Annotated in this window: 14 protein-coding genes and 1 pseudogene; 6 read left to right on the forward strand and 9 right to left on the reverse strand. The window is 44.3% G+C overall.

Going from position 1 to position 13,450, the window contains the following annotated elements; all coding sequences use genetic code 11:
• The first annotated feature begins 178 nt into the window (after positions 1-178).
• Positions 179-1,474 (forward strand): adenylosuccinate synthase, encoded by a 1,296-nt coding sequence (locus A3757_RS10620; protein ID WP_068513457.1) that lies wholly within the window; start codon positions 179-181, stop codon positions 1,472-1,474.
• Positions 1,475-1,564: 90 nt separating this feature from the next.
• On the opposite strand, the gene cmoB is transcribed toward A3757_RS10620, so the two are convergent.
• The 7 genes from cmoB to A3757_RS10655 all read right to left on the reverse strand — a co-directional run bounded on the left by cmoB (position 1,565) and on the right by A3757_RS10655 (position 6,488).
• Positions 1,565-2,551: a tRNA 5-methoxyuridine(34)/uridine 5-oxyacetic acid(34) synthase CmoB gene (gene cmoB, locus A3757_RS10625; RefSeq protein WP_068513437.1), complete on the reverse strand. Its 987-nt coding sequence runs from the start codon at positions 2,549-2,551 to the stop codon at positions 1,565-1,567.
• A gap of 8 nt (positions 2,552-2,559) precedes the next feature.
• A complete protein-coding gene (cmoA, locus tag A3757_RS10630) occupies positions 2,560-3,300 on the reverse strand; it encodes a carboxy-S-adenosyl-L-methionine synthase CmoA (RefSeq protein ID WP_068513432.1) in 741 nt (246 codons plus the stop codon).
• On the reverse strand, positions 3,300-3,656 hold the full coding sequence (locus A3757_RS10635) for a hypothetical protein (RefSeq protein WP_068553207.1): 357 nt from the start codon (positions 3,654-3,656) through the stop codon (positions 3,300-3,302). The genes cmoA and A3757_RS10635 overlap by 1 nt, the downstream gene beginning before the upstream one ends.
• A 61-nt stretch (positions 3,657-3,717) precedes the next feature.
• Complete coding sequence (locus A3757_RS10640) at positions 3,718-4,713, reverse strand: serine/threonine protein kinase (protein ID WP_068513426.1); 996 nt, start codon at positions 4,711-4,713, stop codon at positions 3,718-3,720.
• A gap of 74 nt (positions 4,714-4,787) precedes the next feature.
• Positions 4,788-5,378 (reverse strand): sigma-70 family RNA polymerase sigma factor, encoded by a 591-nt coding sequence (locus A3757_RS10645; RefSeq protein ID WP_082865139.1) that lies wholly within the window; start codon positions 5,376-5,378, stop codon positions 4,788-4,790.
• Between the two features lie 21 nt (positions 5,379-5,399).
• Positions 5,400-6,224: a mechanosensitive ion channel domain-containing protein gene (locus A3757_RS10650; protein ID WP_068553205.1), complete on the reverse strand. Its 825-nt coding sequence runs from the start codon at positions 6,222-6,224 to the stop codon at positions 5,400-5,402.
• A 21-nt stretch (positions 6,225-6,245) separates the two neighbouring features.
• Positions 6,246-6,488 carry a hypothetical protein gene (locus A3757_RS10655; RefSeq protein WP_068513420.1) on the reverse strand — a complete coding sequence of 81 codons (243 nt, stop codon included), beginning with the start codon at positions 6,486-6,488 and terminating at the stop codon, positions 6,246-6,248.
• Between the two features lie 159 nt (positions 6,489-6,647).
• Here A3757_RS10655 and A3757_RS10660 point away from each other — a divergent pair, with 159 nt between their 5' ends.
• The 4 genes from A3757_RS10660 to A3757_RS10675 all read left to right on the forward strand — a co-directional run bounded on the left by A3757_RS10660 (position 6,648) and on the right by A3757_RS10675 (position 11,359).
• Positions 6,648-7,472, forward strand: a complete 825-nt coding sequence (locus A3757_RS10660; protein ID WP_068513417.1) for a mechanosensitive ion channel family protein — start codon at positions 6,648-6,650, stop codon at positions 7,470-7,472.
• Positions 7,473-7,531: 59 nt separating this feature from the next.
• On the forward strand, positions 7,532-8,641 hold the full coding sequence (locus A3757_RS10665; RefSeq protein ID WP_082865138.1) for an OmpA family protein: 1,110 nt from the start codon (positions 7,532-7,534) through the stop codon (positions 8,639-8,641).
• Positions 8,642-8,979: 338 nt separating this feature from the next.
• Positions 8,980-10,089, forward strand: coding sequence for an OmpA family protein (locus tag A3757_RS10670; protein ID WP_068507820.1), 1,110 nt, complete (start codon positions 8,980-8,982; stop codon positions 10,087-10,089).
• 139 nt (positions 10,090-10,228) lie between these two features.
• Positions 10,229-11,359, forward strand: a complete 1,131-nt coding sequence (locus A3757_RS10675; RefSeq protein ID WP_068513414.1) for an NAD(P)/FAD-dependent oxidoreductase — start codon at positions 10,229-10,231, stop codon at positions 11,357-11,359.
• Between the two features lie 23 nt (positions 11,360-11,382).
• On the opposite strand, the gene A3757_RS10680 is transcribed toward A3757_RS10675, so the two are convergent.
• Positions 11,383-11,883 (reverse strand): ComF family protein, encoded by a 501-nt coding sequence (locus A3757_RS10680; RefSeq protein WP_156490357.1) that lies wholly within the window; start codon positions 11,881-11,883, stop codon positions 11,383-11,385.
• A 39-nt stretch (positions 11,884-11,922) separates the two neighbouring features.
• Positions 11,923-12,156, reverse strand: a pseudogene (locus tag A3757_RS28095) (double zinc ribbon domain-containing protein); the annotation flags it as partial.
• Between the two features lie 65 nt (positions 12,157-12,221).
• Between A3757_RS28095 and bioB the strand changes: the two are divergent.
• The gene (gene bioB / locus A3757_RS10685) at positions 12,222-13,292 is read left to right on the forward strand and encodes a biotin synthase BioB (RefSeq protein WP_068513447.1); all 1,071 of its coding nucleotides are present in this window, start codon (positions 12,222-12,224) and stop codon (positions 13,290-13,292) included.
• Positions 13,293-13,450 lie beyond the last annotated feature (158 nt).

The following is a 13,450-nucleotide window of genomic DNA, read 5'->3' on the forward strand; positions in this document are numbered from 1 at the left end:
GTATTCTTGTAGCAAACAGCTGGTATTAAAAGATCAACAATGGGCTCTTGAGCCTGTTGGCTAGTGTTATTTCGGGCGGCTAAGATAGCGGTCCATTCAGTTTAAAGGCTTGTCAGTATCTTGTTTAGCTGGCAATTAGCAATAAAAGCATTGTGCTTTTTCTATGAGAAGAGAAGTTATGGGTAAGAATGTTGTCATTTTGGGCACCCAATGGGGTGACGAAGGCAAAGGTAAAATCGTTGACTTATTAACAGATCAGGTTGCGACGGTAGCGCGATTCCAGGGTGGCCATAATGCCGGTCATACACTGGTAATTGACGGGGAAAAGACAGTATTACATTTGATTCCTTCCGGAATTCTACGTGATAACGTTACTTGTCTGATTGGTAATGGCGTCGTGCTTGCTCCTGATGCTCTTATCAAGGAAATGACTGAACTTGAAGAAAAAGGTGTGCCGGTTAAGGAGCGCTTAAAGCTGAGTTTGGCTTGCCCATTAATTTTGCCTTATCACGTTGCGCTTGATCAAGCGCGAGAGATAGCGAAAGGTGCTGATAAGATCGGTACGACTGGTCGCGGAATCGGCCCAGCGTATGAAGATAAAGTTTCTCGTCGAGGTCTAAGGTTAGGTGACTTGGTTGATGCAGAAAACTTTGCTAAAAAGCTTAAAGAAATTATGGAATACCACAACTTTGTATTGGAAAACTTCTACAAAGTTGAGCCTGTAGATTATCAAAAGACGCTTGATGATGTGCTTGAGATGGCGAAGGTTCTTTTACCGATGGCGGTTGATGTCACGGACGAGCTTCACGCATACCGTAAAGCGGGTGAGAATATCTTGTTTGAGGGTGCCCAGGGCTCCTTGCTAGATATTGACCACGGTACCTACCCATTTGTAACATCTTCAAATACGACCGCAGGTGGCACGGCGACCGGTAGTGGTTTCGGTCCTATGTACCTTGATTACGTACTGGGTATTACTAAAGCTTATACAACTCGAGTTGGTTCTGGTCCATTCCCAACAGAGTTGTTTAATGATCAAGGTCGTCATCTTGCCGAGAAAGGCCATGAGTTTGGTGCAACCACTGGTCGTCCACGTCGTTGTGGTTGGTTTGACGCGGTTGGTTTACGTCATGCTATTCAGATCAATTCGGTGTCTGGTATTTGTTTGACCAAACTTGATGTACTAGATGGTCTTGAAGAGATTCAGGTTTGTGTAGGTTATAAGACTAAAGCGGGTGAAGAATTAACACGCCCACCGCTTGATGGTCGAGGTTATGAAGATCTGGAACCTGTATTTGAGTCGCTACCTGGTTGGTCAGAAAGCACTTTAGGTGTGCAGAAACTAGAAGACCTTCCTGAAAATGCTCGAAGCTATATCAAGTACATTGAAGAGAAGATTGAAGCGCCTGTTGATATTATTTCAACCGGCCCTGATCGTGTTGAGACGATTGTGCTGAGACATCCTTTCGACTGATTTAGCTAATCAATACTTAAAAAGCCTGATTGCTTTATGCTTTCAGGCTTTTTTTATGAGCGAGTGTTTTGAGTTGAGAGTGACTACAAGCTATTTTTTATTTGCAATGAAAGTCGCACGCAAAGGGGCAGGGTAGCCTTCAAGCGTTTTGCTCTGGTCTGTTGGGTCTAGGAAGTCCTTTAAGGATTGGAACTTCATCCAGTCCGTGCTTCGCTGCTCTTCAGTTGAGGTGATGTTGCTCTCTACACAGCGAATATTAGTGAAACCGGCTCGCCTTAGCCATAAGCTCAGGGTTTCTTTAGTTGGTAGATACCAGACGTTTCGCATCATGGCGTAACGATCCTCTGGCATTAGACTATAGCCTAGCTCACCTTCACAAATGAGCGTTTCCAGCACCAGTTCGCCGCCCTGGCGCAAGGTCCCCTTGAGCTCCAATAGGTGATCGATAGGTGAGCGGCGATGGTAAAGCACGCCCATTGAGAAAGTTGTGTCAAAGGCCTCTAGCTGTGGTGTCACATCTTCCATTCGTACTGGGAGCAAATGGATGGGTGCTTGAGGGCCACAATATTTCTTTAGAGTCTCGAACTGTAGTAAGAATAAAAAGTTCGGGTCGATCCCAATAACATTTTGTGCGCCTTCGCCCAACATACGCCAGCAGTGATAACCAGAACCGCAGCCTACATCGAGTATAATCCGGTTTTTTAAGGGGGTGATGTGGTCTTTGATACGTTCCCATTTCCAGTCTGATCGCCACTCCGTATCGATATGAACGCCGAATAAGTCATAGGGTCCTTTTCGCCAGGGTATTAAACCTCTAAGTGCTTGTTCAAGCTGTTTAAACGTATCACTATTTAGGCCTTCCTTGCTGTCGGCACCAACACGTGAAGCATCTAGATTGACGATGTCGGAGTTTAAAACTGGCAGAGAATGATAGGCCTCCAACCAACGCTTTAAGTCACCATGAGGCTTTTCTTGAAGCTTATGTTTGAGTAGGGGGATTAAAGTCTCCAACCAGGGTTCGAGCTTGTTGCTGCGCATGAAAGCAAATAAGTCGTCATAGAGAGGGTAGAAATCCATCGTTATACCTAAGCTGCTTTAATCGCTATCAGCGACATAAAGTTGAAACATTGATACCAAAGGTGGGAGTGAGTAAACCCGGCCTCTTTCAAACGCGCTTGATGGGCTTCTAGGGTGTCTGGCATTAGTACCTTTTCAAGGGCGCTTCGCTTTTGGCTCACTTCCAGTTCACTATAGCCGTTTGCGCGTTTAAACAACCAGTGCAGTTCTTCTAGCTCGCTTTGCTCATTTTGATTGTCAAAACAGATCTTTTCGGAAAGAATTAGTACGCCACCCGGCTCCATTGCAGCATAGATATCTTTGAGGAGTTTTAAGCGCAATGCAGGGTCAACAAACTGCAGGGTGAAATTTAACGTCACGACTGAGCAAGGTTGAAACGCCAGCTCTGTGATATCCTTACACACAAGTTCAACGGGAGTTTCTTCGTTATCTATTTTGATATAGTGGTTGCAGCGATCAAGCATCGACTCTGAGTTATCGACGGCGATGAGTTGGCAACTTTTGTCTCTTAAGCCATGGCGCATAGCAAGTGTTGATGCACCTAGGGAACAACCCAGGTCATAACATGCTGAATCGTTCTGAGCGTAGCGCTCAGTGATGAGACCGATCATCGGAATTATCGTGGTGTAACCGGGAACCGAGCGACGGATCATGTCAGGGAAAACTCGGGCAACTGCTTCGTCAAACTTGAAGTCGCCTACGCTATCAAGCGCTTGAGAAAAAATAGTGTCAGGTTTTTGTTCAGTCATTACTTGCTTACCAGTTCTCCACAGCGTACACCGCGATTTTTATAATCGACTAACAAACCCTGCATGCCATCATTTTTATCTGACTGGATAAATAAATAGCCTTGATGACAAACGGCTGTTTGGTTTGAAGGTTTGTGAGAAAGTCGGTATTCGCCTTGATCAAGTTTTTCTATAAAAATAGCTTTATATTCAGCGACAGGGTAGTCATCTTTTTGTTTGTTATGCTGAATGAGCCCATTTTGTTCCAAAGTGAAAAAGGTTACGAAAACTGTTATGAAAATGGCGATGACAAGTGTCGACTTTTTTACCTTGTCTTGCTCTTCTATTTCTTGATCGTTTGGTGCTTGTTCGTTCATTGTTTGTTCCAGTAATAATCTTAGCGGCCTAGTTTATGCGATGCGTGACTGAAGACAAGTCTTAGTAAGCTTGGAGCTTCAGTGGTGGTTCATCCAAAATTGATAGCTGCTCTCTCAGCTCAAGTATATGTGATGACCAATAGCGCTCGGTATTGAACCAAGGAAAGTGCATTGGAAATGCAGGGTCGGTCCAGCGACGTGATAACCAGGCAGCATAATGCATCATACGCAAAGTACGTAGGGTCTCGATAAGTTTGAGCTGGCGCGTATCAAACTCGCAGAACTCTTCATAGCCTTCAACCAGCTCGATCATTTGCTGGGTTTGTTGATGCCGGTCTCCTGAAAGCATCAACCATAGATCCTGAATTGCAGGGCCATTCAGGCAATCATCAAAATCGACAAAGTGTGCTTGGTCTTCACGCCAAAGAATATTGCCAATGTGGCAGTCGCCGTGAAGTTTAATCGGGTTGAATGGGCAGCTCTTCCATATATGTTGCATCTTATCAATCAGGTCTTGGCTTAAGGTTTCGTATGCCGGTCGAAGCGATCTGGATAGAAAGTCGTTGTCTAGCAAGAACTGTCTGCTCTTGATCGCCCAGTTTTCGATGCAAAAGTTTTGACGGTGCTTAAAGGTTTCTGCGTTACTGACCTGGTGTATTCGGCCGATGTTACAACCGATTCGGTAGAGTGTGTCGGGTATTTCAATCTCGGGTGCATATCCGCCTTGGCGCTTAAATAATGCAAAACGGAAATCTTGGTAATCGTGAAGTGTGCTGCCATTTATTAGCATCGGTGGGACGACAGATATGTCGTTTTCTAGCAAGCTTCTGGTAAATTCATGCTCTTCAAGAATGGCTTCAGTCGTCCAGCGTTGGGGGCGATAAAACTTAGCGATAATAGGCGTGCCATCTTCAATTCCTACCTGATAGACCCTGTTCTCATATGAGTTAAGGCTAAGGATGCGAGAGTCGCTAAATAGCCCGATTGACTCGACTGCGTCGAGTACGAAGTCGGGTGTAAGTTGTGCGTAAGGATGTTCGTTATCAGGTGAACTCAAGGTGTCTTGTCTCTTAGAGAATCGTCTAGGTTAAATACCGCTATTGTAGCATGGGAGGCTGCTTAGTGGCGGACTTAGTGTTGATATGCTTTCATGTGCTCTTTCAGTGCTTCCTGAGCTCGATAAAGGCGCATCTTAGTAGCACTTAGTTTTAGGTCACAGACTTCGGCCACTTCTTCGATGCGTAATTCTGCTGTGTAACGTAGGGTTAGAATTTCTCGTTCTTTAGGTGCTAATAATTGCATTGCGCTATCGAGGTCGCGTTTTGTGGTGTTGATGGTGCTTGTTCTTTCTTGGCTTGGATCATCTGTTAACATTGCTTGCAGTTCTCGGGTGCGTTTACGCTTGTCTGCAGCACTCAAGCAGGTATTCGTGGCAATTCTAGCGATCCAGGTTTTAAAACTGGAGCGACCCTCGAATTTGACTAGCGAGTGGAAAACTTTAAGCATGACTTCCTGCGATACATCATCAGCATCATCACGATTTCCGAGCATCTTCAGGCAAATATGAAAGACCAGCTTTTCGTATTTTCGAATAAGCTTTTCGTATGCACAGGTACGATAGGGCAGCTCTTCCTGTCCTTGGGTGACCCACTCATTGTCAGGGTCATTATTGGCAGGAAGAGCTACATGGTTGTGCTTGGTTTCTACGCTATTAAGCGTCATGCTAGTAATTGGTAAGCAGAGTTATTGCGATAGAATCTCCACTTGAGAATCAATTAGTTTACTGTTGGGGATTGTGATTTTGCGGCCGTCTTCAGTTTCTATAATCAGCGCAGTAGAGCAGATCTCAATTACTTCACCAGAAACGTTATCAACCTTAATTTTGTTACCCGGAACATATAGTTCACGAGCATAAACGCCTGCAACGACATTTCCGGCAACATGTTTTGTGCCTAAACCTAGTGCAAGTGCAACTGCTCCTGCAGCAGAGAGCAAAAAGATAATAACAACCTGGTTTAGCAAATCGGTTTCAATCTCTAGTTGGTTGATCGCCAGTGACACTACAATGATAACAATTAGCGCATAAATAATTCCGCCAATTGTACGTTCATAACCTAGGTTAATGCTGGCAAGTGAGGCCTCAATGGCAGTTCGCACAAGTCCTGCAATGAATAAACCGATCAAGGTTAGAATAAGAGCGCTAATCACTTTTGGTATATACAGCACGAAGTGATCAATGGTGGCGGAGACTCTATCCAGGCCTAAAGCATCTGAAGCAGAGATGATAAATGTGAGAAATACAAGCCAGTAAATTATCTTAGATAGCAGTATTGACGGCCCTGAGCTCATGCCTGCTTTCTTCAGTGCAACATCAATGCCCGCTGTTTCGGCTAAGCGGTCAAGGCCGATTTTTGAAAATAGCTTTGCTATGGTTCCGGCTAGAAATTTAGCGACAAAGTATCCACCTATCAGTAGGCCTAGTGCGGTGAGTAGGCTAGGTAAGAATTCAGCGATCTTAGCCCATAGTATCATCGGATCGGCTAGGGTTTCTTTCATTGCTTCGAGCATTACTAACTCCTGATAGGTCGCTTAGGTCTGTTGGTCAGACTGATTGTTCTTGGGAGCAAGTTGGTCACTATTTTTAAGTGCCAAGTTTGCGAACATCGGGGCAAACAACTCAGCCATGGTTACCCATATTTTGACCAGCGCAAAGCTCATCGTGTCGTGTTGACTTGTTTGGGTGCGTGTCTTCTGGAGTACCGATTTTATGTTGTCAGATTTTGGTTTTTCATCGGATTTGAACAGTGCGTCAAGATCGTCGAGGTCATCCATAGTGTTGGTCTCAATTTGAATTGATGAAATTACAGAAATTATGACATAAGTCGATAAAAGAAAGTCACAAAATAAAATTAAAAAATAAATTGTGACTTTTGGCTTTGTTAGGAGTCTATTTTGATGGAATTAAAACTAAAAGGTATTAGGAGATAAATAATGGAACAGCAACTACAGGATATTTGGAAGCAGGTAGAAGAGCCCGTCATGCTTTATGGAGGGCAGGTAGTATTAGCGATACTGTCTTTAATTATTGGCTGGTGGATTGTTAACAGGATTTCGTCGCTGGTAAATAGTAGTCTGCATAAGAATATGCCAGATGAAACGTTGGCAAAATTCTTCTCAAGCGGTGTCGAAATAGTTTTAAAAGTATTGCTCGTAATTAGTGTTGCCTCAATGGTCGGAATTGAAACGACATCGTTTGTAGCTGTGCTTGGTGCTGCGAGTTTGGCAGTGGGCCTTGCCTTACAAGGGAGTCTTTCTAACTTTGCGGGTGGTGTCATGATTCTAATATTCCGCCCAATACAGGTGGGTGAATACATTAGTGCACAAGGCCATGAAGGAACCGTCAAGGATATCGGTATATTTGTAACAACCTTACTGACCTTGGATGAGCGTATTATAATCGTGCCAAACGGGCCCTTGGCCAATGGTTCCATTACTAATTATTCCCGTAACGAAACACGCGCTGTTGAGATCGCGATCGGTATTAGTTACTCTGACAATATAAGAGAAGCAAAAGAAGCAATGGAATTAGTGTTGCGAACCGATCAGCGGGTGCTTGATAATAAAAATAATTTGGTAGGCGTATCGAATTTAGGTGACAGTTCGGTTGATTTTCTGGTTCGTGCTTTTGTTCGCTCGGAAGACTACTGGAGCTTTTACTTTGACGCGAGACCGTTACTTAAGCAAGCTGTTGAAGAAGCTGGTGCAACAATACCTTTCCCTCAGCGCGATATTCATTTGCTCAAAGAAAGTGCCTAAATATAGTTACATATACGAATTAATAGTTTTAGATAAATGAGAGTTCTGGAGAACTGATTATGAAGAAGAATTTACTACTTGCGGGTGTCCTTGCTGCTGGCGTATCAACTGCAACTGTCGCTGACGAATATCCAAATTTTGAGGCATTTTTAGGGGGGGCTTTTTACCACCATGATGACGACCGCTCATTTGATGACGCATTTAGCCTGGAAGGTGGTATTGAACTTCCTGTAAACGAAGTGATGTCTCTTGAAGCATGGTTATCTGCTTATGAGGTTGAAGGGAAATATAGTGGTGCTGAGCTTGATGCAGAGCGCATCAATCCCGGTCTGTTGTTCCATTTGAAGCGTGGTGATGTGCGTCCATTTATTTCTGCTGGTTTCAGTCATTTAGAATATGAAACAGAGGGTGGCGATGACCACAGTGAGTCATTGATCAATTTAGGTGTGGGTGTTAAAAAGTACTATGACTCAAACTTGATTCTTCGAGCTGAAGTGCTTGCGATGAATAGCCTGGATAACGAAGTGCTGGATGTTGGTGCTCGCTTAGCTGTTGGTTATGCATTTGGTCGTGATGTCGCGCCAGCAATGATGGTGGAAGCACCTGTCATCACTCCTGTTAAGCAAGTGGTTCAGAAGCAAGAGCCTGCTCCCGTTAAAGAGGAAGTTAAGCCAGCGCCAGTTCAAAAGGTAGTGATCAAAGATTCTGACAAAGATGGCGTAGCGGACAACATCGATAAGTGCGCGGGTACTAATGCTGCGTTTAAGGTCGATGCGTCGGGATGTCCCGTCATGCTGACAGAAACTGTTTCTATCCAGATGGATGTCAAGTTCCCGTCAAATAGCTCTATACTTTCTAAGGATAACTACCCGGAAATCGAGAAAGTTGCCGAGTTTATGCAGCAGTTTGAGAAAACTGTTGTGACCGTAGAAGGGCACTCTGATGATCGCGGTAATGATGCATACAACAAAGCTTTATCGCAGCGTCGTGCAGATTCTGTAAGTAAGGTTTTGACTGATAAGTTTGGTTTGCCTGCTGCTCGTGTTAAGTCTGTAGGTTTTGGTGAGGAGCAGCCTATTGCTGATAATGCTACATCTGAAGGTAGAGCGGCTAACCGTCGTGTTGTAGCGGTAGTTGAATCAAGTATTAAGAAGGCTGCGACTAAATAAGCGCTTAATCAATATCGGCCTCATGGTTTGAAGGCCGATCTCTATCTTAAACCGCTCTGCACCGAAAAGTGCAGGGCGGTTTTTTGTGAGTGAGGGATAGTTTTAATTCTTCAGAAGGCGTTTTGAGTTAATATTTTTAGATCGAAGCGCTAACTGCCTAGCAAATGCGACAAAAGCGCATGGAATTGTATGAGATTCCTTGGTAAGTTTGCGCCTTAAAAGTAACGGGAATTGCATTAACAGTTAATCAGCGTCACCGAAGTTTGTACGAACGTATCAAGTTCTTTCCAATTATAATCTACGTGAGTTGTGGTGCGCGATTTAAGGATAGCCGAAACATGAACTTTAAAATCATACTTGCCTTATTGGCTTGCTTTTTAGCTCACCCCGTGAGTGCAGAATTTATTCGAGATGGTGAATTATATCTTGGTGCAGCAGGGTATTTGTTCGACTCAGATCGCAATCTTGAGGAAGGGCTTAGCTTTGAAGCTGGGTTTGAGCGACCATTAAGTAGTGACTTATCCTGGGACCTGTGGTTTTCCATGTATAACGCTGATGGCAAAAGGGGAGGTCCTGATAGCCGGACTAAACGTTTGTCTCCAGGCGTGCTCTATCACCTGAATGAGGGTAACACCCGAGCTTTCTTATCGGCGGGCATGGGCCATCAGAAGTTTGACTTGAAAAGTAGCAGCAAAGTAAAAGAAACTGCAATTCACTTGGGCTTAGGAGTAAAGGCCTATCAGGATACCAACTATATTTTTCGTGGTGAACTGTTAGCTTTGCATGGTGCCGATCATGAGCAAACAGACTTAGGTGTCAGAATGACTTTGGGTTATTCATTTGGTCGAGAGTTTATTCGAGAGGCTCCAGAGCCTGAACCAGAGCCAATTCCGGAACCAGAGCCGGAACCGGAGCCAGAGCCCGAACCAGAACCCGAACCAATACCGGAGCCTGAGCCTGAGCCTGAGCCAGAACCAACTGATGAAGATTTAGATGGTGTATTCGATGATACTGATTTGTGCCCTGGTACAAACCCATCATTCCGTGTAGATGAAACGGGTTGTGCCGTCATGTTGACCAAGCAGGTTGCAATTACCATGGATATTAAGTTTGCAGCGAAAAGTGATGAGTTAACGCTAGAATACTACCCGGAAGTTAAGAAGATCGCAGACTTTATGAAAGAAGTCGTATCAACGACTTTGACGGTGGAGGGACACACGGATTACCAAGGCAGTCGTCGGTACAATCTGAAGCTATCTCAACGTAGAGCTGAGTCTGTTAGGCGAGTATTGGTTGACGAGTTCGGCATCGCTGAAGAGCGAGTTGCCGCAAAAGGCTTCGGTGAGGAGCAGCCGATTGCAGACAACGAGACTGAAGATGGGCGCGCTAAAAATAGGCGAGTGGTCGCAGTGCTTGAGGCTCAGGTGACCAAAGAAGCATTGCGTTAAGTCAGCTCTAGTCTTTAGAGCAATAGTATGAGGGTCTACATGGGTCGAAGTTTCGGTCTTGTAGGCCTTTTTTGTTTAATGTAGGGTCATAGCTGCTCGCTAAAGGAGTTAAGAGAAGAATTGTGAGGCGCAAATAGCGATGGAACAGTTTAATGTGGATTGCCTGGTGATCGGAGCTGGAGTTGTTGGTTTAGCAATAGCGAGGCGAATAGCTCTTGAGGGTCGGGAAGTTTTGCTCGTCGATAAAGAATCCAGCATTGGCACGCAGACTTCTTCACGCAATAGTGAAGTGATCCATGCAGGAATATATTACCCAAAAGGTTCCTTAAAAGCTCAGCTATGCGTGGCTGGGAAAGAAATGTTATATGACTATTGTGCTAAGCATCACCTTCCTTTCAAAGCTTGTGGAAAATTGATTGTTGCGACAAGTGATGATCAGATAGCTCGTCTTCAGGAAATTAAAAACCAAGCTCAACTTAATGGTGTAGACGATCTTCGCTTCATCGGTTCTGTAGAACTTAATAAGCTAGAGCAAGCGATAGTGGGTAAAGCAGCCTTATTGTCGCCTTCGACAGGCGTTTTGGATAGTCATGCCTATATGCTTCAATTGCAGGCTGATCTTGAGGCAAACGGTGGTCAGTGCGTGTTTAACTCAGAGCTCCAGATAACCGGGCAGGATGAGGGTGGAGTTGAGCTTACTCTCAATGGCGGGGAGGCTCTGATAAGAACGAAGTGCTGCATCAACTCTGCAGGTCTAAATGCTCAGCCTCTTGTTAATGATTCTCCAGCCATTTCTATTGCCGAGTTACCGAAAGCTTTCTTTGCCAAAGGAAGTTACTTTGCTTATAGCGGCGCAGCTCCTTTTGATCATTTAGTCTATCCGGTTCCTGAGCCGGGAGGTCTGGGTGTTCATCTTACGCTTGATATGCAGGGAGCTGCTAAATTTGGCCCGGATGTTGAGTGGCTGGACGTGACTGATGTTGAGCACATTGACTATAAGGTGGACCCGAAAAAACGGGAGCAGTTTTACGCAGAGGTGAGTAAATATTGGCCTGAAGTAGAGCTCGATAAAATGCATGCTGATTACTCCGGTGTCCGGCCTAAAATTGTCCCTCCCGGAAACATGGCAGCTGACTTTTCCATACAAGGGCCTGCTGATCATGGTGTAGCAGGCTTAGTAAACTTACTTGGAATTGAGTCGCCAGGTTTAACATCTTCTTTGGCTATTGCAGAGTATATTTACTCTATTCTGAAGAAAGAAAAACTATAACATTACTCTTTATGGCTATTTGCCTAGCTGGCTTTTGGTGTTCTGGCCAGACTCCAGATATCAACGCGACTCGCCCCTTTATCAAGGAGTAATTGGCTACATATTTCGCTGGTCGCTTTTGTGGTCACGACGTCATCAACTAACACAATGTGTTTGTCTTTGACTACTTGAGGGTTATCTATAGTAAAACATCCTTTGAGGTTTATTAGTCGCTGAACTTTGTTAAGACTTTTTTGGTCGGCGCTCATCTTGGATTTAACTATCAACTTTGTATTTACGGCTAACTTTTGATGTTTCCCTAACAGTACTGCTAACGATTCGGCTTGATTGAATCCGCGCTCTTTGAGTTTATCCCTGTGCAATGGAATGGGAACGATAAAGTCTGGTTGGGGAAGGTCCTTATGGTAGAGCTCTAGGTAACGACAAAACTCGAGACCTAAGCTCTTCAGCCAATATTGTTCTCCAGATGATTTAACTCTATAAATGATGCTATTGATCGGGAAGGAATAGTTGAATGGCGCCACACATGTCTTGAACGGGGGAGGACTGCTAAGGCATTCTCCACAGATAAGCTCTTTACAACTCTCGCTATTCATTGGAAGCGAGCATTGCTTGCAGAATGTAACATTCCATTCCAAGTCCGCTAAGCAAGATTTGCAAATCGCTGATTTATTTAGAGTTATGGCGTCGCATAGTAAGCAAGGGGATTGAAAAATAATATCCAGAGCATGCCAGTTGTTAACCAAAAAATGAAATTTGGTTGACAACTTTTTGGTGAAGCTTATCATTACACTCATCCTTAAGCGTTGATGTATAAAGTTGACGCATGTTTTACCATGGTTTTGCACACGAGAACATACTTATGAGCGTACGACACGATTGGACTGCTGCCGAAGTTCAGGCTTTATTCGACTTGCCGTTTAATGATTTGATGTTTAAAGCGCAAGTTGTGCATAGAGACAATTTCGATCCCAACGAAGTTCAAGTGAGTACTTTGCTGTCGATCAAGACGGGTGCTTGCCCTGAGGATTGTAAATATTGCCCGCAGAGCGGACATTACAATACTGGCCTGGAAAAAGAGCGCTTGCTACAGGTTGAAAAAGTACTAGAGAAAGCCAAAGAAGCAAAAGCAAAAGGAAGTAGTCGTTTCTGCATGGGGGCCGCTTGGAAACACCCGAGTGATAAAGACCTACCTTATGTATTAGAAATGGTTAAAGGTGTTAAAGATATGGGGCTTGAGACCTGTATGACCTTGGGTAAATTAACCCAGGATCAGGCCGACCAGCTGGGCGATGCAGGCCTGGATTATTACAACCATAATTTGGATACCTCTCCCGAATATTACGATAAGATTATTACCACTAGAAGCTATCAGGATCGACTGGATACACTGTCTCATGTTCGTGACGCAGGTATGAAAGTCTGTAGTGGCGGCATCGTTGGTATGGGTGAAAAGGCAACTGATCGTGTAGGACTTTTTGTGCAGTTAGCAAACTTGCCAGTTCATCCTGAAAGTGTCCCCATCAATATGCTGGTTAAAGTGAAGGGAACGCCACTTGAAAACGTTGACGACTTGGATAAGTTTGAATTTATTCGTTGTATTGCTGTTGCACGTATCATGATGCCTAAGAGTCATGTGCGCCTATCTGCAGGGCGGGAAGCGATGTCAGATGAGATGCAGTCAATGGCATTTATGGCTGGAGCAAACTCAATTTTCTATGGTGAGTGCCTGTTGACTACTCCTAACCCTGAGTCTCATAAAGATATGCAATTGTTCAAGCGTTTGGGCTTACGCCCTGAACAGCGCATTGAAAAGTCTGATGCCGATCAGGAAGCTCAACTAAATAAGGCGATTGACGCAGAAGCTAATAAGCATTTGTTTTACGAAGCGGCTTCCCCAGCTGGAAATGAACAATCTCAATCACTTGTTTAATTTCTGATGGTTCGCAACGAGTGGTCTGCTTAATCAAATTAGGCCACTGATCCTTTCTTCTGAGTAGATAGGTTTTGTTAGCTGTATAAGCAGTAATTGGTTTAGTTTATGTCTATTTTTGAAGACCTTTGGCAGCAAGAGATTGACGCTCTAAAAGC

It is taken from the genome of Oleiphilus sp. HI0117 (assembly GCF_001635235.1).